This is a genomic window from Parabacteroides sp. Y3-G-102 (assembly GCF_023656845.1).
Lineage (GTDB): Bacteria > Bacteroidota > Bacteroidia > Bacteroidales > Tannerellaceae > Parabacteroides > Parabacteroides distasonis.
In genome coordinates this window covers 17,496-40,152 of record NZ_JAMOKU010000037.1, presented here as the reverse complement: position 1 = coordinate 40,152, position 22,657 = coordinate 17,496, and the positions used below count along the sequence as shown (strand labels likewise).

Below are 22,657 nucleotides of genomic sequence, written 5' to 3'. Positions count from 1 at the left end.
AAAATTAGTTGCGTATGATTCGCTTCCTGCTACAACGTCCGATAGCGGTATTGATGGCTTTTACGGCTTGCTTTATCGTGGGGTTGGTGACTTATTTCACCATACCGGTCTCCTTATTGCCTGATATCGCCATACCTGAGATTACCGTTCAGATATCCGGACAAAATACATCCGCACGGGAATTGGAAAACACCGTCGTGAAGCCGGTCCGTTTGCAATTGATGCAAGTGGCAGGATTACGGGATATCCATAGCGAGACTCGTGATGGAGCGGGTATTATCCGCCTTAGCTTCGACTTTGGCACGAACACGGATCTTGCCTTTATAGAGGTCAATGAGAAAATAGACGCCGCCATGAATTACCTGCCCCGTGAGGTAGAACGTCCACGGGTAGTCAAGGCGAGCGCTACGGACATTCCGGTGTTTTGCCTCAACCTCACACTCAAGACAATTGAAAACGACGAGGCTTTCCTCGATCTTTGCCAATTCGCGGAAACAGTAATCAAACGAAGGATCGAACAGTTGCCGGAAGTCGCAATGGTGGATATCACGGGCATATTAGGACGGCAATTACAGATCGTACCGGATATGAAGCTCTTGGATATGGCTGATATTACGTTAAATAATTTGGAATCAGCCTTGTCTGCCAATAATATAGAGCCGGGAAGCATGACCGTACGGGATGGTTATTATGAGTACAATATCAAATTTTCTACCTTATTACGTACACCGGAAGACGTACAAAATATCTATATCCGTAAGAATGACCGGATCTTCCAGATAAAAGATCTGGCAAAAGTAGCTGTCGTACCGGAAAAAGAAACCGGCTTATCGCTAGCCAACGGGGAAAGGGCCGTTACATTAGCCGTTATCAAGCAAGCGGATGAGAATATGGACAATATGAAAGAGGCGCTTGCCGAGGTTACCGATTATTTCAAGTCTATTTACCCGGATATTGAATTTACGATCACAAGAAACCAGACCGAGTTATTGGATTATACGATCTCCAACCTCAAACAGAATCTATCGTTAGGTTTCTTATTTATCTGCATCGTGGCGATCCTTTTCCTCGGGGACGTAAAAAGCCCGGCGGTAATCGGACTAAGTATGGTAGTCAGTATCATCATTAGTTTCTTGTTCTTCTACCTTTTCAATATGTCCTTAAATATCATCTCCCTATCCGGATTGATTTTGGCATTGGGTATGATGATAGACAGTTCCATCATCGTGACGGAGAATATAGCGCAATACCGGGCAAAAGGAGATAATCTGGAAGAAGCGTGTATAAAAGGGACCACAGAAGTAATCACCCCCATGCTTAGTTCCACATTTACCACGATCGCCGTATTCGTCCCGCTGGTATTTATGAGTGGTATAGCGGGAGCGATTTTCTTCGATCAGGCGTTTGCTGTTACGGTTGGTTTAATGGTCTCTTATTTCACTGGAATCATGTTACTGCCTGTACTTTACAAATTAGTTTACAGCATACCGGAGATCAAGCATTCCTTTTTCAATCTGAAAATAAACAATTTGATCAAGGAGCATACGCTAGACCGATTCTATGACGGAGGGGTTGATTTCATATTCAGGCATAAAACCACTAGCCTACTATTTGTAGCTGTCACTATCCCCCTTTGCGCGATCCTATTCTATATGATCCCCAAAAGCCGGATGCCGGAAATCGATCAGAATGAGTTAATCGCACATGTTGAATGGAATGAGAACATCCATATTGATGAGAATAGAAAGAGAGTCACCGAATTATTTGGTGAGGCCGATCGGTTAGGTGCGCAACACACGGCCTATATCGGACAGCAACAATTCCTGCTAAACCGAGACAGGGAATTATCCATCTCGGAAGTAGAGCTTTATTTCAAGACAGAAGAGACCGATGCTATCGCTCCTTTACAACAAGAAATCTCCGCTTGGGTAAAGCGAAATTACCCGACAGCCGTATTATCGTTCTCTCCGCCGGAGACTGTGTTTGAGAAACTGTTCGTAACCGGTGAGGCCGATATCGTAGCCGAGTTCTATGCCCGTAACAAAGAACAAGCTCCGGATGCCCCTACTTTGCAAAAACTAGAGAAAACACTAGAGAGTAAGACCGGTCTCGCTCCCGTTGGCGTAGCTTTCGAGAATCAATTAAACATATCCATAGACCATCAGAAACTATTACTTTATAATATCTCCTATGAAGAGGTCTACCGGGTACTTAAGACGGCCTTCAAGGAAAATGAAGTCGCTACTTTACGCTCTTATCAACAGTATTTACCGATCACGCTAGCCGGAAACGAGCAAACGGTCGATCATATCCTACATAATACGTTAATCCGTACGCAACCGGACGAAAACCAAAAGACGAATCATGTCCCTCTTAGTGCAGTAACAAAAATTACTCCCGGAGAGGATTTGAAGATACTCACCGCTGGAAAGAACGGGGAATATATTCCTTTTAGCTTCTATCAAGTAGAGAATGCGGAACAGTTAATGGAAAATATTCGGGAGCTCGTCCGCAGCGAATCCAAAGATAAGACGAATTGGGACATCGATTTCTCGGGAAGCTTCTTCTCGAACCAACAAATGCTGAATGAACTGGTCGTCATCTTGTTCATATCCATTCTCTTGATGTACTTTATCTTAGCGGCGCAATTCGAGAGCTTCTTGCAGCCCTTGATCGTCCTGCTGGAAATACCTATAGACGTAGCCGCCTCCTTACTGGTATTATGGATATGCGGGCATACCTTAAACCTGATGAGTGCTATCGGTATCGTGGTAACTTGCGGTATCATCATAAACGACTCTATCTTGAAACTGGACGCGATCAATGAGCTTCGGAAAGAAGGTGTACCCTTGATGGAAGCGATCCATGAGGCGGGTCGTCGCCGTCTGCGCCCGATTATCATGACCTCATTGACAACTATATTCGGTATGGTACCGCTACTATTCACGTTCGATATGGGTAGTGAGTTGCAAAAGCCACTCTCCATTGCCATGATCTCGGCGATGCTGATCGGTACGGTAGTCAGTTTATTTATTATCCCTTTGGTTTATTGGTTTATCTATAGGAGACATGCATTATGAAAAAAAGATACAAGAGGACATTCCTAGTTTTATACGCGTTCTGTTCGCTATTAGCCGAAGGAGTATCGGCCCAATCGCTCGTCCTTTCCCTTGAGAAGACGATCTCATTGGCCGCCGATAGCTCGCTGGAGGCTTTTCGTACGAAAAACCTATTCTTGTCCGGCTACTGGGAGTTTCGCAATTACAAGGCGGAGCGACTGCCTAGTCTTACGTTGAATATCACGCCCGCCGAATATTACCGGGATATCACGAAACGATACGATTCAGAAAAAGACATCGACGAATACCGTAAGCAACAGTCCTTTTATGCGGGAGGAAACTTAAAGATCAAACAGAACTTCGATATGCTGGGTGGTAGTTTCTTCGTGGACACGGATCTGGGGTATATGCGCTATTTCGGCTCGAATACTTATAATCAGTTCACCTCCGTTCCAATCCGTATCGGATACAGCCAAGATTTATTGGGATACAATCCTTTCCGGTGGGAGAAGAAGATAGAGCCTCTAAAATATGAGAAAGTAAAGAAAGAGTTGCTTTATAATATCGAGACCGTCAGCGAGCAAGCCACCACCTACTTTTTCTCTTTAGCCATGGCTCAAGTAGAATATGATATGGCTAAAGAAAATGTAGCGACAACCGATACGTTATACCGTACCGGCCAAGAGCGGCATAAGATCGCGGCTATCAGCCAAGCGGATTTACTGACACTCAAGCTGGATGCGATCAATGCCCGCAATACGTTACAAAACGCCGATATAGCCTTGAAACGAGCCATGTTCAGTCTGGCCTCGTATCTGAATTTCGATAAGAATACGGAGATACGGCTTCGGTTGCCGTCACGCCCCCATGATATGGATATTCCGGTGGATCAAGCATTGACGTTAGCCCGGGAAAATAACCCCAAGTTTCTGGAAGTGCGGCAAGAGGTACTAGAGGCCGAGCAACAAGTAGATAAGACCAAGAAGGAAACCTTATTCAACGCATCCTTAAATGCCAGTATCGGTTTCAATCAAGTAGCGACCCAGTTTAAGGAAGTTTACAAGAATCCGCTACAGCAGGACTTGGTATCGATCTCTATCTCTATTCCCCTTATAGACTGGGGAGTACGGAAGGGTAAATACAATATAGCCAAAAGCAATCTAAATGTTACGCAAATATCCGCACGGCAGACGGAAGTCACTCTGGAGGAAGACGTTATCATGACTGTCGGCGATTTCAATGTACAGCAAAACCTGATCGCCAGCGCAGAGGAGGCTTTGGACATCGCAATCATGGCCTATAACGAGACCAAGCAACGTTTCATGATCGGCAAAGCGGATATCAATAGCCTTACGCTCTCCTTGAACCGACAACAGGAAGCGCAACGTAATTATATCACGGCCTTGCAAAATTATTGGTTGAGCTATTACAAAATACGTAAGCTCACCTTACATGATTTCGAGACAGGCATCTCATTAGCCAACGAATTTGATTACGAGCATGGGTTCTAAGCCGAACATATCATCCTTTACGATCATCGTCACCTTCCTCTGTATCGCATTGGCGGGGATCGCCTTCGTGCCTTTATTGCCGATCAAGCTATCTCCCTCCCGTACGCTGCCGAAATTAAGTATCAGCTATAATATGCCCTCCAACTCAGCGAGGGTTATCGAGATGGAGGTAACCTCCCGGTTGGAAGCGATGCTTGCCCGTATCAAAGGAATCAAAGAGATCTCCTCGACCTCGGGAAACGGATGGGGAAGGATTACCTTAGAACTAGATAAACATACGAATATAGACGCCGCACGTTTCGAGGCATCAACCATTGTAAGGCAGACGTGGCCGGACCTTCCGGAGGAATTAAGTTATCCGATTTTAGAGATGAGCCGTCCGGACGACAAGGAATCACGCCCGTTCATGAGTTATACCTTGAACGCTTCCGCTACCCCGATATTCATCCAGCGATTCGCCGAGGATCAGATAAAGCCCCGGCTTAGCAGCGTGCAAGGTATTTATCGTATCGATGTTAGCGGGGCAACCCCTATGGAATGGCGCTTGGAATACGATAGCCGCCAGCTACGGGATCTGGGGATCACGATAGAGGATATCCAATCGGCGATCAGCCAATATTACAAAAAAGAGTTCCTTGGAACCGCTAATATGGGACAAGGAGATACCGGCAAGGAATGGATTCGTCTGGCGTTAATGCCGGAAAAGATCACGAATGGGTTCGAACCATCGCATATCACCGTCGCAAACAAAGATGGTAGCTTAATCCGGCTGGATCAATTGATAAAGGTAACCCGGCAAGAAGAGGCCCCACAAAGTTACTACCGGATCAATGGTTTAAACTCTATTTACCTGTCTATCCGTGCGGAAGAGACTGCCAACCAGTTGCAATTAGCCAAGAAAGTGAAGGAAGAAATGGAACATATCCGCACCTTGCTTCCTCCCGGTTACGAGATCCATACCAGTTACGACGCTACCGAATTTATCCAAGAAGAATTGGATAAAATCTACGTCCGTACAGGCTTGACCATCTTGATCCTCTTGCTCTTCGTTCTGCTGATTACCCGGAATGTACGTTATCTGTTCTTGATCATCATCAGTTTAAGTATCAACCTGTGTATAGCCGTTATCCTTTATTATTTATTAGGGTTGGAGATGCAATTGTACTCGCTGGCGGGTATCACTATCTCTCTCAGCTTGGTGATCGATAATACGATCGTGATGACTGATCACATCCGGCACCATCATGACCGGAAAGCTTTCTTGTCTATTCTGGCGGCAACTTTGACGACTATGGGTGCCCTCGTGATTATCTTCTTCTTGGATGAGAAGATACGGTTGAATTTACAAGATTTCGCCGCTGTCGTGATCATTAATCTGGCCGTATCTTTGTTCATCGCATTATTCTTGGTTCCGGCATTGATCGATAAGATGAATTTGCACCCGAAGAAAGCCGCTTCTTCTTCCCCAAAAGCTCGGAGTCATTGGAAACAACATCCGGTGGTCCGTCCGATACGGTCGTTCATACACCGTTTCCCAGTCTATTTCTCTCATTATTACCGGGCGCAGATCCGTTTCCTTTGCAATTGGAAAAAGCTGGCTTGCCTTATTCTAGTACTGGCTTTCGGACTACCGATATTTTTATTGCCAGAGAAGATCGAGCCGGAAGAGAAGGATCTATCCGCAAGGGACTCTTTGTGGATCGCCCGCTACAATGAATTCGCGGCGAAAGATATTTGGAAGGAAACGATAAAACCTATCGTCGATAAGAGTTTGGGAGGAACCTTGCGCCTATTTGTCCAAAAGGTATACGAGGGAAGTTATTTTACCCGGAATGAAGAAACGGTATTAAGTATCAGCGCTTCCATGCCGAACGGTACGACCCTTGATCAAATGAACCACTTGATCAACCGAATGGAGGCTTACTTGAGTACCTATAAGGAAATACGGCAATTCCAGACCAGTATCTATAACGCACGTCAAGCCAGTATCAACGTCTATTTCACCCGTGAGAACGAGCGAAGTGGTTTCCCCTACACCTTGAAAAGCAGGGTGATTAGCAAAGCGTTGGAATTAGGTGGTGGAAGTTGGGGCGTATGGGGACTTATGGACCAAGGTTTCAGCAATGATGTCCGTGAGAACGCAGGTTCTTTCCGGATCGAGATGTACGGATATAATTATGACGAGCTATACGAATGGGCGGAGAAACTACGGGAGAAATTGCTTACGTATCGCCGTATCAAGGAAGTATTGATCAATTCCGAGTTTTCTTGGTGGAAGGATGATTATCAGGAATTCTACTTCAACTTGAATAAATCCCGTATGGCGCAAGCGGATATATTGCCTATCGATTTATTCGCGTCTATCCGGCCTGTTTTCGGTAAAGATATCTACGCAGGTACCATCGTCGTTGATAACGAGACGGAAAAGCTAAAACTTTCTTCCCGCCAATCAAAGGAGTTCGATATCTGGAGTATGCAATATGTACCTCAAACCATCCGTGATAAATCCTATAAGTTGTCCGAACTCGCTATCGTCGAGAAAAGCCAGACCCCTCAACAGATAGCGAAAGTAAACCAGCAATACAGGCTCTGCCTGCAATATGAATATATCGGAGCTTCCTCACAAGGCGAGAAGATACAGAAAAGGGAACTTAGAGAGTTTAACAAGATCCTGCCTATGGGGTATACGGCTAAAGCGGAAAAGAACTATTGGTCATGGGATCAGAAAGATAATAAACAATATGCGTTATTATTCTTGATCATCGTTATTATTTTCTTTACGACCAGTATCTTGTTTAATTCCTTGAAACAACCGCTGGCGGTCATTTTTGTCATACCGATCTCTTATATCGGGGTATTCCTGACCTTCTATTGGTTCAAACTGAACTTCGACCAAGGTGGATTCGCCTCCTTCGTTTTATTATGCGGTATCACGGTAAACGCCAGTATCTATATCTTAAACGAATATAACCAAATTCGGGAACGGATACCCGCTATTTCCCCAATCCGTGCTTATCTAAAGGCATGGAACGCCAAGATCACGCCGATTTTCCTAACCGTTATATCGACCATACTCGGATTTATCCCGTTCATGCTAGGCACCGATAAAGAAGCCTTTTGGTTCCCGCTCGCCGCCGGAACGATAGGCGGCCTTATCATGTCTATCCTAGGCATCTTCTTTTATTTACCGATATTTACGCTGAAAAAAGAACGGCATTAAACAGGAATACGTATCTTTAACGGATAAATCGTTAATCAAATTCATTAAACTTATGAGACACATAAATTATTTAGTATTGCTTCTGGTAGCTTGCTGCGTAGGTGCTTGCAGTTCCCCGAAAAATGATACGAAAGATGCTTATCCGATGTTCTGGACTTGGTTGGATTACCAGCCCGGAATGAATTTCGACTCCATCTGCACGATCATGAATGAGGCGGGGATAGACGGTGTCATGCTAAACGCCCCTACTCCGGATGATTATCGGGCCGCTATTCCCATCGCCCAAAAACATGGGATAGAGGTCTACGCTTGGTTATGGACGATGAATCTGGAACATGACCGAGACGCTATCTTAAAAGAACATCCCGAATGGTTCAGCGTAAACCGTAACGGACAAAGCTTGGCCGATACGACCGCTTACGTGGATTACTACAAATTTATGTGCCCTGCCTTACCCGAGGTACGGGAGTTTATCAAGAAGAAAATAGAGGCTTACTGCGAGGTAGAGGGTTTGAACGGTATCGCTATCGATTACAACCGTTTCGTGGACGTTATCCTGCCGACTACCCTTTGGCCGAAATACGGTATCGTGCAAGATCAAGAATATCCGCAATGGGATTTTGGCTATCACCCGGCTATGATCGAGAAGTTCAAGGCCGCTTACGGATATGATCCAAGGGAACAAGAAGATCCCTCGCAAGACGAGAAATGGCTTCAATTCCGTTGTGACCAGATTACCGAGGTTGCCAATATGATCGCCGACGTGGTTCACTCCTATGGAAAGAAAATGGCGGCCTCTCCTTTCCCAACCCCCAAGATGGCATCCAAAATGGTTCGTCAAGACTGGGGTAAATGGAATCTGGACATTGTCTTCCCCATGGTATACCATAACTTCTACACGGAAGATATTAGTTTTATCTCAGACTGTATGATAGAGGATGTTCGGGATAAGAACCCGAAAACAACGCTTTACTGCGGCTTAATGGTTTCAGACGATATGCAAGCCAGCATGGACGCCGCGCTAAATCATGGGGCGGAAGGAATCTCTATCTTTACCGTATCCGCTTTACGCACTCCGGAAAGCCGTGCGATGTTCAAGGCTTATGCGGATAGTGTTCGTGCGGTTCGTGCCGAGAACAATGGGGTGAATCCGGCTTTATCCAAGAGTACCAAAGTAACGAATCCTTTCGAGAACATGGATATCTTGAACATGATAAACGCAAAGATCAAGGAGCTCGCCAACGTGCCTATTCCGAATATCGCCGATTATAAATTGGTGAACGAAAAAGGTGCCACGAAATACTACGAGGTCAAAGAGCTAAACACAGGAAAAACATTCTGCGTAGACTTTTACTTCTACGGAGGTATTCTTTCCGGATGGAATGTTACGGTTAAATAAGTACTTGATAATAGCTATTTTTATGCGGCCTACCTCGTAAATTCATGAGGTAGGCCGCACGCGTAAACACCCCTATTCCAGAACGCCGAAACAAACAATACCCCGAACGGTTTTCCCTTCTTTTGTTATCCCCTCGACAGTCACCGTATATTCTCCCGGCAAATCGGACGTGTAAAAAGGAAGAGTCAATACCGGCTTGCCTCCGGTTTGTACATTCGGCATCCATAACAAAGTATGCCGGTAATCCGGAATACGGCTTTTACGAGAAATCTCATCTGGGTAAGTGGGAGCGTAGAACAAACGGCGGCGCTGTGTACCCTCATAATCAAATAGCTGGGTAGACGCACCGACTTTCAGCGTAGGATAATCATTCTTATAAGTATGGAAAGCTAAGATCCCCTCAAAAACCTGTCCCCCAAAACTATATCGATTCCTGTACACCTCCAGACGCCGGATCAAAGCCGGATTATAGTTATAAATCAATTCATGATCCATGATAGGAATACCATCCAGCAGCACCAGCGGGCTATTCAGAGATACCGTCTGGTTGGAAAGATCCTCTAGCAAGACGAAAAGCGAACGTTTCCCATTCGTATTCCGGAAAGAGACGGATTCCACAAACTCAAAGACCGTTTCTCCCATCGTAGGGAAACGGGTATATTCATCCAGCAAATAAGTCTTATATGGTTGCCATTGGAAATGCGCACGAACCGGTTCTACATGTCCCAAGGAATCTGCCGTAAACGTACGGGTGACTTGCAGACCGATATTACGTTGCGTTAATCCTTCATCCCAAGCGGGATTCATCTTGAATCGCAGCATTCTCGAGGCAGGATGAAGAGCGAAAGGGGATTGGATATCTATTCGATAAGCCTCTGTCCCTTTTGAATCGGTAGTAGTGGCTAGCTCATGCGTACCCGTGATCCTCGAGGTATAGAACAGTACGGATTCCTTATCCTCCTGCTGCTGACCGCCAAACAATCGGATCTCATCACCTACAAACCCGAGTAACGGAGAAACACTCGTTTGCGCTAACGCTTCCCCAGTCCGGATATTCACAATTTTGCCCCGGATCAAATGGCCTTCATACTCCGGAAGATAATCGTCCGTAAAAATTGTTTGGTTTAGAGAAGGTAACATAGCCTGCCATTGACAAATAGAATGATCGTCGGGCACCGGAATAAATTCTTTGCCGGCAATAGAGATTCCCAACGTATACACATCAGCAGGTAGACCCTGAATCCGGATATTACCTTGTTCCCTTCGTGAAAAAGAAGCTTTATCCATAGTCAGTTGAAGCGTATTACCGGATATATCCGGAGAAGTAGCTTTTATAAGGGTGTCTGTGGGAATAGTCTCGTCTTTCCGGAAGGTATTCACCACGCCGATCGTTTTCCGGAAAAAGACCGTATCGCCCTCATTCCGCATATAACGGGTATAAGCGACCAAGCGATAATAACCGGTAGGCAAAAGGGCGGGAAGTTCCAGCCATCCTTCCCCGATCCCCTCCTTGATCTCTATTTTCACTTGTACCAAGGCTGTCGATTCATCGAGCAACTCCACATATCCCACTTTACTGAATGACACGGGGATACCTGTCGCATCGGTCACGCAAAGCTTCAGCCAAAGCAACTCGCCTGCCAGATAGACCTGTTTATCTGTTTGCACGTAAATACGCTCCCGGAAATCGTTCGCCTCCAATAAATCACCATGTCCCAGAAACAGCAGTGTCAAGATCAATGATAGTATCGAATATTTCATGGTTCAAGCCTTTAGAATTTAATATTATAAGAAATATACGGAATAGGAGCTCCGAAAATCGCTAGTTTATAGCCCTTCAGCCGGCCTTCCTCTGCAACATAATAGACGGAGTAAGCATTATCCCGTCCGGTCACGTTATAAATTCCCAGCGAGACAGTGCTATGCGTAAGTAAAGTCAGATGATGGCTCGGCTCTATATTGATAGAAAGATCCATCCGGAAATAATCAGGAATCCGGTATTGGTTCCTGTCGGAGAAATAGACGAACTCCCCTCCAGCGAAATTATATTTGCTGACCGGAATGGAAACCGGGCGGCCGGTACTATAGTCACAATTCACCGATACGCTGAACCGTTGGGTGAATTTATAATTACCCACGAACTTCAAGTCGTGCGGCTTGTCGTAATCCGCCGGATACCACTCGCCCCGGTTGACCGGCTTTTTGATACGAGCGTCCTCCTGTCGGAGCTGGGTACGGGAATAGGTATAACTCACCCAACCGTTCAACTTCCCATTCGGCTTGCGTATCATAAACTCCACACCGTAGGCCCGTCCTTTCGTATTGACCACATCCGTCTCGATATGATGATTCATGATCAAGTTCGCCCCGTTACGGTAATCCAAATAATTATCCATGGTTTTATAATAGCCCTCCACGGAAGTTTCCAGTCCGGCCCTAATGAAATTCTTATAAAGCCCGACAGCCACCTGCGAACCGGTTTGCGGCTTGATATTCGCGTCGCTAAGTTTCCAAGTATCCGTGGGAGACATGATCGTGGTATTGGACAGCTTATGGATATTCTGCCGCATCGTATTGTAACCGGCCTTGATAGAGAATCCGTCTGCGAACTCATAGCGAGCGGAGATCCTGAACTCCGGTCCTTGGTAAGTCTTATAAACTCCACTCCCTTCCTCCTTCGTATCTATCACGGCAGAAGGAGTCGGCATCTTATCCGGTTCATACAAATTATAAGTTCTAGGCCCCATTACATTATACATACTATAACGGATTCCAGCGTCTATCGATAAGGTAGGAGTTATATCCCAACGATCGCCCACGTAAATAGCCGATTCCAGCGCTTTCTCGGACTGCATCCGGTCGTCCAGCACCAATGAAGCCTCGCCTTTCCCCAGATATTCCCCGGGATTCAAGTTATAATACAAGGAACTCAATCCAAACCCGATCGTATGATGATCATGCGCCTGCCAACTAAAATCAGCCTTGCCGTAAAACTGGTCGATACCGAAAGTCAGCGTATAAGCGGTCGCCGGGTTATCCGTGTTCTCAGTCCGATTGTTATAATGATCATATCCGGTGATAAATGTCCCGGTGAGATTCGGATGGAAAGCATGCGTCCATTTCAGCGAGGCACTGGCATTCTGGTAAGCGTATCGTTCCACCTCATCGAAATGAAAACGGTCGTGGCTGAAATATCCGGTCAACGTCAAACTATTATTCACGTCAAAACGATGATCGATCGAGGCGTTCAAGTCGTAAAAACCAGCGTTACCGTCCTTATATCCGCTCTTCTCCGGCAATAGATTCAAGAGCCAGTCCGAATACGTGGTACGGGCACCGACAATATATGAGGTCTTCTTATTGAGAAGCGGTCCCTCTACCGTAAGACTACTGGTCAGCAAGCCAAGACTGGCCGAACCTTTGAATTTCTCCTTACTTCCTTCCCGGGAATTGATATCCAGCACGGAGGAGATACGACCACCAAATTTGGCGGGGATACTGCTTTTATATAATTCCATATCTTTCACCACATCGGAATTGAAGATAGAGAAAAGCCCGAACAAGTGCGTAGGGTTATAAACCGTCCCGCCATTAAACAAGATCAAGTTCTGGTCCGTAGCGCCTCCCCGCACATTGAATCCGCTGGATACCTCGCCCACCGACTTGACTCCCGGCAAGGCCATGACCACTTTCAAGATATCCAACTCACCGAAAGCCGTCGGGATATTCTTGATCTCTTTCATTTTCAAACGAGTCACGCCCAAAGCCGTACTCCGCACGTTCTCCACGATATTCGCCGAAACGGAAACCTCGCTCAAGGCATATACCTGTTCTTCCAACTCGATATCTAACTTGCCGGAGGCATAAAGCATAACTTGTCGTTTGGTATCCTTTAAGCCGATAGAACGGATACGTAGATCCCGACGTCCGGCGGGAAGCCGGATCGAATAATGACCGCTTGCGTCGCTCGTCACCCCGATGGCGGGATCGTCGATCTGCAAGGAGACACCTTTTAAGAGCTCGCCCGTCTTAAAATTCGTGATCGTACCGACCAAGGTCACCCATTCCTCCACCTGTCCGGTCGGAGAACCGATCTCATAAACTTTATTCTCGGAGGAGGCCCGTTGTTCACGCCGCAAAGAGAGATAGGAAACTGCATCTTCCACCTCACGAACCACGATGGCGTTAAAATATCCTTCTGGCAAAGAGGCGGTCAGTTCTTCTTCGCTCGTGACGATCAAGTCATTCGAATACCTCGTCACAAACAATGAGGCAGAACGCAAAGCATCCCGCAAGACTTGCTCCGGTTCCGCGTCCCTCACGTCCACCGTAACCGTCAGCGAATCCAGCACCGCCGGATCACCCAATACACGGAGACCCGTTTGCCCCTCGATCGCCTCGATCAATTCCATAGCCGGACGCCCGTCCAGCCGGATGGTTACCCGTCGTCCGGCAAAAGCCGCTACCGTGACAAATAACAGGATCATCCAGATATACTTTCGTTTTTTCATCAGCGTAGATTTAAGGTTTCACAATATTCCACCACCTCGATCAGCGAGCGTTCCCGTTCATCTCCAAACGAGAGCCTTCGCTCTTTTATATATCGCTTCAGCTCATTCTTATTTTCCTTGAATAAATTGAAAAGCGAGCGTTTACCACTTACAGGGTAATATACCCCGTCCCTACATATATAATAAGATATCTTTTCGACGAACCGGTCTGTCAGGGTCAGCTCTTCCATGCGCCGCTCCAATCCCTTTGTCGATCTTTTCCAAAGGGAATATTTCCCGGCATATAACCGAACATAAAAACCTTCGGGGTAATTCCTTTTCTCCCCTTTCGGTTCCATATAATACAAATCATAGCCGGGAAGGTGCACAAACCGAATCCGTTCCGAGGGAACGATCACATGCAACCGTCTATCCGGCGAGAGCACGATCAGCTTTTCCAGATACACGTTCAAACGCATCTCCACCCCGGGATATACGATCCCATCGAATGCCAATGTTCCCTTTCGGTAATCCTTCGTATCCAAATAAGGATGCCCTTCCAACCGGTTCAGGTACAGAGGCTCCAACTCCCCGGCATAGATCAAGGCTTGATTACCGGCTTTCTCCACATAACGTCCTTCCTTACCGTCTACCGGTAAACTCTCCGACACAGCCAGTTCCTGCGCCGATACTTGCCACCCGCAAAGGAGGCAAAGCATATAAAAGATGGTTTTTCCTGTTCGCATGATCGGGTTCCTATTTTAAATTAATAATGATCGTTCGGCCACCAAGACGGCCGGTCCTTCGTGGCCTTCCCCTGACGGCAATCCACGCATCGAGGATAAGTCTTCGAATCCGGATATTGATACCAAGCCAAACCTCCCATAGGAAAGTCCTTTGGATAGATCTCGCATGGGATAATCTTATCCGGGACATATAGATCATCCTCATACGAGAGATACATTCCCTTCCGTGTCGAACTAGTCACCTCAACATACCCTATCACCAATTCATCTGGATCGGATATATTAAAAATATTTCCATTATCACCAGCCGACATGACCGGGCTAAAGATACTGCCGGTGCGCTCGATCTCCTCTTGCAACATCTTGAAGTAATCATACGCCTCCTTACGGATCTGCATCTGCGAGATCTCCACATGATACAAGATAGACAATCGCTCATCTGCCGCAGAGATCTCGAATAGCTTGTGTTCCGCCAGCCGATTCTCGGCCAGCTTTTCGGTGGTGCCTATCAGCAATATCTTCGAGGAATCCTTTACCCAACAATGATAGAGATTGTCGGATGTATAAGGATTAAAATACATGAATTTACCGTCAATAGTTCCGGCATTCGCATATAAAGGAGATTGAACCTCCCAGTTCTCCTTATAGCTCCAACGATAATAGGGAGGACTATCCTTCCCGGCATGGCTGGAGACATGAATGGTCACCGGCTCCTCACGACCTCTTTTCTGATAACTAAGGCTATCTATCTCCGGAGTGAACAAGGGCTTCAAGAAAGTAGACTGGTACTGTTTATTGTCTACCGCAAGGTTCAAGCGATACGCTAAATTAAAATCGAATTCTCCATTCTGTATCTTGTAAACACCCTTCTCATCTTGCCTAGCCTCAAACAATACCCCATCACTCCGCTCTATATTCAGCACGGCATCCGAGATCGCGTCATTATCACGCAAGTCTCCCGTAATACTTATACTCCGGTTCAACCGGAACACGGATTCTCCCGAGGTGATCATTCCATCCACCACTAAGATTCCCTGTACACCCTCCACTTCGGGAGCGAAGTCGGTGATGCAACCGATAAGAACTGGCAAAAAGAACAAACAAAGAAAAAGTTTTTTCATATCAACCAAACATTAAGCTGTACGAACAAATATATTCCGACCTTTATCCAATGCTAACGAAAGGGTGAGCTTCGTTTCTGAAGCCCACCTCTCGAACATCAACGAAACATATAGCTAGTATAAATACCAGAAATAAGACAAGGTATCGTATAAACTACCATTTAGATAGACCTTGCATTCCAATTCTACACGAGAACTGATCTGTGTGTTAAAGTTGACACTCACATCCCCTCTACGTGCATTTGTAGGCCACATATTCGCAGAAGTAGTAGCTCCACCGGGAGTTATAGTCCACTCATATGTGTAATTACCGATTGGGAGTAGAGGTAAATCCGCAGAAGTGCCAGGTCGTACCACTTGAGCCACCGCTTCTTTATGCCCCGGAGTTTCATAGAAATTTGACAAATAAATCATAAGAGTCTCACTCCCAGTAACTGCTCCTTCTACAGGCTCAGATTCATTAACTTCACCGAGAATCGGATTAGCCATCACATTGCTAGCAAGCAACATAAACATCACAAACAAAAAAGATTTAATCGTCTTCATGGTCTTAAAATTTAAATTCTCCAGAAATAAAATTCATAATACAAGGCCATTATCATATACCAAACTCACTATACAGTCAACCGGACCGCAACTGAAGCAGTACATAAAACAATCACCTTTAACGAGAATACCCAACAAAATAGATATCGTCTATCCAATTCCGCCAGTCTGACCGAATCTACGCCGAACCTACAAAATGATCGTATCCATGAGATCATTCGTATCTAGGTTATCCAACGAAAGCGAGATTACCTCTCACCCATCATCGTTACGCACCGGCTCCACATCCCAATCAAGATCGAGCCTCCTATTCAAATGTTCATAATTAAAAACCCTATAGTAATTAGGCTCCTTACTGGACTGGCCTTCATCACCATAGAAACTGGAAAGAAAAAAAGCAGGTCTTATTAACAGTTTATCAAATACATCCAAGATGTATTTTCACAAATGTATACAAAATATTTCTTATCGTCCTAATCTTTTATCAAGAATATTCACATATAAATAAAATAAACGCATCACGGCACTTATCCAACAAATATTGAGGCCCAACCAGACAATTAAACCGTAAATTCCGTATCTGTCTTCATTTTATATTTACATTCGCGGGAGAACAATCATTTAATCCGGAAATACCACGATAACAAACTATTTATACATAAAAATATGGAAGAAAAACTTGACAACGCTACAATCCCCAACCAATATACCCTATGCCTAGACCGGCAATGCCCCAAAGCCTCTACTTGCCTCAGGCAACTAGCGGAGCGAAGTATGCCCGACGAGACGGCCTATTGGCAAATCATCAGCCCGAGACACCTCGCCTCATTGAAGGGAACTTGCCCTTATTACCGTCCGAACAAGAAAGTACGCTATGCCGCGGGATTCGTAAGCCTATTGGAGAGCTTGCCGCACAAACAGATGCTCTCCGTTATCCCGGGACTCATGAGGCACTTCAGCCGGCGTACTTACTACCGTGTCCGCAAGGGAGAAAGGCCGCTTTCACCCTCCGAACAACAGGTCGTATTGAATGCGCTTAAACGCTGTGGGGTGAAGGAACCAAAAGACTTCGACGCTTATTTCGAAGAGTACGACTGGTAAACCAAGGAAGAGAGGCTTGTGCCACTACCCATGTTACGAACGTGCCATCACCGTGGCATGCGTGTGCCATCGCAGTGGCACGCCTTTGCCATCGAGGTGGCACGGGCGTGCCAGCATGGTGGCACAACTGTGCCAATAGCATGGCACATCATTGGCACCACAAAGTACTATTAATAAAGCAATTGGATTGATATCACGGAGTCACCTCCCAGCATTTCCATCCTTTGTTGGCACAGATATATACAATGTAGGAACGGACATGGTAGTACGGGAACTTCTCCTTGGTATCCTTGGCGTAGGCGAGTACTTGCGCCACGTCCTCGGGACGGGGATCGCTGAGCGCCAGCATGCGCTCCGCCTCCTTCGCCTTGAAATACTTGAATTCCACCAACCGGTCATCCTTGTAATAGTCCGTACCGGGGATACCGGTCATCTCGAAATCCGAACGGCCCGCCGAATTGTTCTGCTCGATGGCGAACGTATAGTAGCTGCTCAGGTAACGGGAACAAAGCTCGAAGAAGGAGCAACGGATGAAATTCTCGTTGATCCTGTCGAACACCTGCGCCGGGAACTGCCCGAGGTATTGCTCGAAGTAGTTTTGTACCAGCGGCTCGAAACGACGCTCTTCCGTGAAACGCTCGTAAGTAGGCACATAGCGTTGGGCGTTTCCCTCTATATGATTCATCTCGTTATAATAGTCCATGTAGATGCTGCGCATCGTAAGGTTGGGTAGCACCATGCGGTAATTATTCCGCAGCGTGGTCATACCCAGATAAAAGAGGCTGACCGGATAGAAGTTCTTGTCGAAGAATTTCCTCTTGTTGAACTTGCTCGACAGGTCGGAAACGTTATAGGATAACTCGTCGTCAATCACCAACGCATCCAGCATCTCCTTGGAGTTCTCTTGCGAGAGGGTCAAGCGACGGATCCAACCGATATCCGTACGCAGGTTCTCATCCACCAGCTCACTCGGGATCATACCATCCATCGTGGCGAAGTTCTTAAAGAAATAGGTCAAGATCGTGGAATTGAACAAAGGCTCCGCGCCGGGACGGAAACGATAGCCGTCGTAGTTGTTCACGATCAGTTGCCAAAGTTCCTCAAAAGAGTCCTGCCCCGTGCCGTATTTGTCAAGGACATAACGAAGATAAGCGCTCGCTTCCTCATACGTAAAACCAAGCATATCCAGAAACCTCGGATGCAAGGTCAGGATCTCCGCTATATTATATCCGCTTGTCAAATCGTCCATCGTGACGGGAAGAACCCCCGTGCAGAAACATGTACGGATACTACCTTCGCCGATACCCGCTTTGATCACCTTGAAGAAAGTGCGCAAGAAACTATCCTTCGTGGTTACCTGCTCATAGAGCGGATCCTTGTAGGCCGTCAACAACTGATTGGTGAAATTATCGTACTCATCGATCAACACATACACTTTAGGCAGTCCATGCTCACGGGCGTACCCCAAAGCTTCCTCAAGCATCTTGGAGGCCTCTTTCTTGCTGGAGAACTGAAAATCCTTAAACAAGTCCCGGTTATGCGTTACCATGATCTCCACGGGAGAACGATTCAGATCGTTGAAATTCCGCTCCAACCCTTCCATGTCATCGGCCATCACCATCTTGGAAAAATCATAGCGCACGATCATATAACGATTATGCTCCTCCGTCGGGTGCTCCCCGATCCAAGTCCCGCCGAACAGTTCCTCGAACCGGTCGGCCTTGGTACGGTCGTAGTAACAAGCCAAGGTAGAGATAAACAGGCTTTTCCCGAAACGACGGGGACGCAAGAAGACTGGAGCCTTATAGTCTTCCAAGCCCGGAATGAAATCGGTCTTGTCCACATAGTAGAAATTGCGTTCCCGCATCTCTACAAAATCCGCTACCGCATAAGGAATCGTTATTCGTGCCATAAGCTTTCTTTTTTCTGATACAATACTACAAATTTAAGAAAATAACTTGTTCTTTCAAACAAAAGCCCTATCTTTGCCGAAATTTTGAAGAGAGAGCAGATGACAAACAAGACACATAAGGATAATCCGAAGTTCTATTCCGGTTATATGTCGGAGGTTGAGGCTCTTTTCTCTATTTTACGGGATTATAATTTGGTTATATAAGATGCGTTGGTTACTTTTACTAACGCATTTTTTTTGTGTCCATCGGTCCGGTGATATAATATAAATATAATATTCTAAAATCATTATAATAAACAAAACAACCCAAATTACTATGTCGAAAAGTGATATCAAAAAGGTGATTGTTCTGGGCTCGGGTGCCCTGAAGATCGGACAGGCCGGGGAGTTTGACTACTCTGGTTCGCAAGCGTTAAAGGCTCTGAAAGAAGAAGGGATCAGTACCGTATTGCTAAATCCGAATATCGCGACTATCCAAACATCCGAGGGAGTAGCCGATAAGGTATATTTCTTGCCTATCACTCCTTACTTCGTGGAGGAAGTTATCAAAAAAGAACAACCGGACGGAATCCTATTGGCGTTTGGCGGGCAGACCGCTTTGAACTGCGGTACTCAACTTTACACCAGCGGCACGTTGGCTAAATATGGCGTGAAAGTATTGGGTACATCCGTTGAGGCTATCATGTACACCGAGGACCGTGACCTATTTGTTAAGAAACTGAACGAGATAGAAGTGAAGACCCCGATCAGCCAAGCCGTAGAAAGCATGGACGACGCCGTGGCTGCCGCTTATAAGATCGGTTTCCCCGTAATGATCCGTTCCGCTTACGCATTAGGTGGTATGGGCAGTGGTATCTGTAAGGACGAGGCCGAGCTTCGCACCTTGGCGGAAAGCGCTTTCGCTTACTCATCCCAGATCTTGGTCGAGGAATCTTTGAAGGGTTGGAAAGAGATCGAGTTCGAGGTGATCCGCGACAAGAACGACCATTGCTTCACGGTAGTGAGCATGGAGAACGTAGACCCGCTAGGCGTACACACCGGCGAGAGTATCGTAGTAGCTCCGACTTGCTCCTTGACCGAGAAAGAATTAGATTTATTGAAAGAACTTTCTACCAAGACGATCCGCCACTTAGGTATCGTGGGTGAATGTAATATCCAATACGCTTTCAACTCCGAGACTTGCGATTACCGTGTGATCGAGGTGAACGCTCGCTTGAGCCGTTCTTCCGCCTTGGCATCCAAGGCCAGCGGTTATCCATTGGCTTTCGTTGCCGCTAAGTTGGCGTTGGGCTACGGATTGGACGAGATCGGCGAGATGGGTACTCCGAACTCCGCATACAAAGCACCGGAGGTAGATTATATGATCGTGAAGATCCCGCGTTGGGACTTGACGAAGTTCGTCGGCGTTAGCCGCCAGATCGGTTCCAGCATGAAATCCGTCGGCGAGATCATGTCGATCGGTAAGAGCTTCGAGGAGATCATGCAGAAGGGTCTTCGTATGATCGGACAAGGAATGCATGGTTTCGTAGGTAACAACGATATCCATTTCGATAACTTGGACGAGGAGTTGGCGAACCCTACCGACTTGCGTATCTTCGCCGTGGCGCAAGCCTTGGAACAGGGATATAGCGTAGACAAGATACATGAGTTGTCAAAGATCACACGCTGGTTCTTGGAGGGCTTGAAGAATATCGTGGATTACGCCAACGTATTGAAAGGTTACAACAAGATCGAGGATCTTCCGGAAGATGTATTGAAAGAGGCGAAACGCCTTGGTTTCTCAGACTTCCAGATCGCTCGTTACGTAGAGAACCCGGAAGGAAATATGGAGAAAGAGAATATCCGCGTACGCAACTTGCGTAAGAAAATGGGCATTCTCCCTACCGTGAAACGTATCAACACGATCGCTTCCGAACACCCGGAATTGACCAACTATCTATATATGACTTACGACGGCACGCCGCACGATATCACCTACTACCCGAATGAGAAGAGCGTGATTATCTTGGGGTCCGGAGCTTACCGTATCGGCTCGTCCGTTGAGTTCGACTGGTGTTCGGTGAATGCCGCCCAGACCGCTCGTAAGCTAGGTTATAAATCGATCATGATCAACTATAACCCGGAGACCGTATCTACCGACTACGATATGTGCGACCGTCTGTACTTCGACGAGCTTTCATTCGAGCGCGTGCTAGACGTGATCGATCTGGAATTGCCGAAGGGCGTGATCGTCTCCGTAGGTGGACAGATCCCGAACAACTTGGCGATGAAACTGTACCGCCAGAATGTTCCGGTATTAGGTACTTCCCCGCTATCGATCGACCGTGCTGAGAACCGTCATAAATTCTCCGCGATGTTGGATTCGCTAGGTATCGACCAACCTCGTTGGGCAGAGCTTACCAGCATGGAAGAGATCGACGCGTTTATCGAGAAAGTAGGTTTCCCGATCTTGATCCGTCCGTCTTACGTATTGTCCGGAGCGGCGATGAACGTTTGCCACACGAAAGAGCAGATGATCGAGTTCTTGGATTTGGCCGCTAAGGTTTCCAAGGAATATCCGGTGGTCGTATCCGAGTTCATGCAAGGAACGAAAGAGATCGAGTTCGACGCTGTCGCTATGAATGGCGAGGTGGTTGAGTACGCGATCTCCGAGCATATCGAGTTCGCCGGTGTTCACTCCGGTGACGCTACCTTGGTGTTCCCAGCTCAGAAGATTTACTTCGAGACAGCCCGCCGCATCAAGAAAGTAAGCAAGATGATCGCAAAGGAGTTAAATATCAGCGGTCCGTTCAATATCCAATTCTTGGCGAAGAATAACTTCGTGAAAGTAATCGAATGTAACTTACGTGCCTCACGTAGTTTCCCGTTTGTATCTAAAGTATTGAAACGCAACTTTATCGAGACGGCTACCCGCATCATGCTGGACGCTCCGTATACGAAACCGGATAAGAGCGCATTCGATATCGACTGGATCGGAATCAAGGCTTCCCAGTTCTCATTCGCCCGTTTGCACAAGGCAGACCCTGTATTAGGTGTGGACATGAGCTCCACCGGCGAGGTAGGTTGTATAGGCGACGATTTCAACGAGGCTTTGCTTTCCGCCATGATCGCCGTAGGCAACAGTATTCCTAAGAAGAACATTTTAGTATCTTCCGGCGCAGCTAAGAGCAAGGTCGATTTATTGGAGCCTTGCCGCATGCTGGATGCCAAGGGTTACACGATCTATGGTACGCACGGAACCGCCAAGTTCCTGAACGATAACGGAATCAAGGCAACCGCCGTTTGCTGGCCGGATGAGGAAGGTGATTTGAATATCATGGATATGTTCAGCAATCACGCTTTCGAATTGGTAGTAAATATCCCGAAAGATCATAGCAAACGTGAGTTGACCAATGGCTATAAGATCCGCCGTGCGGCGATCGATCATAACATTCCATTGATCACGAACGCCCGTCTGGCTAGCGCCTTTATCGACGCTTTCTGCAATATGAACGTAGAAGATATACAGATTAAGAGCTGGCAGGAGTACAAGTAATCAAAATTTGATTATAT

The 22,657-nt window shown here is 46.5% G+C and carries 12 protein-coding genes; 6 read left to right on the top strand and 6 right to left on the bottom strand.

Features of this window, described 5'->3' with window-relative positions:
* Nucleotides 1-14 precede the first annotated feature (14 nt).
* The 4 genes from NBH16_RS16995 to NBH16_RS16980 are packed head-to-tail and all read left to right on the top strand — an operon-like array spanning nucleotide 15 to nucleotide 9,189.
* Nucleotides 15-3,080, top strand: a complete 3,066-nt coding sequence (locus NBH16_RS16995; RefSeq protein ID WP_044544507.1) for an efflux RND transporter permease subunit — start codon at nucleotides 15-17, stop codon at nucleotides 3,078-3,080.
* Entirely contained in the window at nucleotides 3,077-4,570 is a 1,494-nt protein-coding gene (locus NBH16_RS16990) for a TolC family protein (protein ID WP_005867468.1), read from the top strand. The genes NBH16_RS16995 and NBH16_RS16990 overlap by 4 nt, the downstream gene beginning before the upstream one ends.
* On the top strand, nucleotides 4,560-7,790 hold the full coding sequence (locus NBH16_RS16985) for an efflux RND transporter permease subunit (protein ID WP_122297484.1): 3,231 nt from the start codon (nucleotides 4,560-4,562) through the stop codon (nucleotides 7,788-7,790). Before NBH16_RS16990 ends, NBH16_RS16985 begins: the two co-directional genes overlap by 11 nt.
* A gap of 52 nt (nucleotides 7,791-7,842) precedes the next feature.
* Nucleotides 7,843-9,189, top strand: coding sequence for a family 10 glycosylhydrolase (locus NBH16_RS16980; protein ID WP_005867464.1), 1,347 nt, complete (start codon nucleotides 7,843-7,845; stop codon nucleotides 9,187-9,189).
* A 72-nt stretch (nucleotides 9,190-9,261) separates the two neighbouring features.
* On the opposite strand, the gene NBH16_RS16975 is transcribed toward NBH16_RS16980, so the two are convergent.
* From NBH16_RS16975 to NBH16_RS16955, 5 genes are all read right to left on the bottom strand, one after another.
* Entirely contained in the window at nucleotides 9,262-10,950 is a 1,689-nt protein-coding gene (locus NBH16_RS16975; RefSeq protein ID WP_250788905.1) for a hypothetical protein, read from the bottom strand.
* An 11-nt stretch (nucleotides 10,951-10,961) separates the two neighbouring features.
* Nucleotides 10,962-13,700 carry a TonB-dependent receptor gene (locus tag NBH16_RS16970; protein ID WP_250788904.1) on the bottom strand — a complete coding sequence of 913 codons (2,739 nt, stop codon included), beginning with the start codon at nucleotides 13,698-13,700 and terminating at the stop codon, nucleotides 10,962-10,964.
* Nucleotides 13,700-14,425 (bottom strand): hypothetical protein, encoded by a 726-nt coding sequence (locus NBH16_RS16965; protein WP_249222544.1) that lies wholly within the window; start codon nucleotides 14,423-14,425, stop codon nucleotides 13,700-13,702. Before NBH16_RS16965 ends, NBH16_RS16970 begins: the two co-directional genes overlap by 1 nt.
* A gap of 20 nt (nucleotides 14,426-14,445) precedes the next feature.
* Nucleotides 14,446-15,546 (bottom strand): DUF4249 domain-containing protein, encoded by a 1,101-nt coding sequence (locus NBH16_RS16960; RefSeq protein WP_211738893.1) that lies wholly within the window; start codon nucleotides 15,544-15,546, stop codon nucleotides 14,446-14,448.
* 114 nt (nucleotides 15,547-15,660) lie between these two features.
* On the bottom strand, nucleotides 15,661-16,092 hold the full coding sequence (locus tag NBH16_RS16955; RefSeq protein ID WP_211738891.1) for a hypothetical protein: 432 nt from the start codon (nucleotides 16,090-16,092) through the stop codon (nucleotides 15,661-15,663).
* Nucleotides 16,093-16,758: 666 nt separating this feature from the next.
* On the opposite strand from NBH16_RS16955, the gene NBH16_RS16950 reads away from it, so the two are divergent.
* Nucleotides 16,759-17,193: a DUF6078 family protein gene (locus NBH16_RS16950; protein WP_199486262.1), complete on the top strand. Its 435-nt coding sequence runs from the start codon at nucleotides 16,759-16,761 to the stop codon at nucleotides 17,191-17,193.
* 193 nt (nucleotides 17,194-17,386) lie between these two features.
* Here NBH16_RS16950 and NBH16_RS16945 read toward each other — a convergent pair whose 3' ends face one another.
* Nucleotides 17,387-19,105, bottom strand: a complete 1,719-nt coding sequence (locus NBH16_RS16945; RefSeq protein WP_121961562.1) for a PD-(D/E)XK nuclease domain-containing ATP-binding protein — start codon at nucleotides 19,103-19,105, stop codon at nucleotides 17,387-17,389.
* A gap of 316 nt (nucleotides 19,106-19,421) precedes the next feature.
* Between NBH16_RS16945 and carB the strand changes: the two genes are divergently transcribed.
* Entirely contained in the window at nucleotides 19,422-22,640 is a 3,219-nt protein-coding gene (gene carB, locus NBH16_RS16940; RefSeq protein WP_005867460.1) for a carbamoyl-phosphate synthase (glutamine-hydrolyzing) large subunit, read from the top strand.
* The last annotated feature ends 17 nt before the right edge of the window (nucleotides 22,641-22,657 follow it).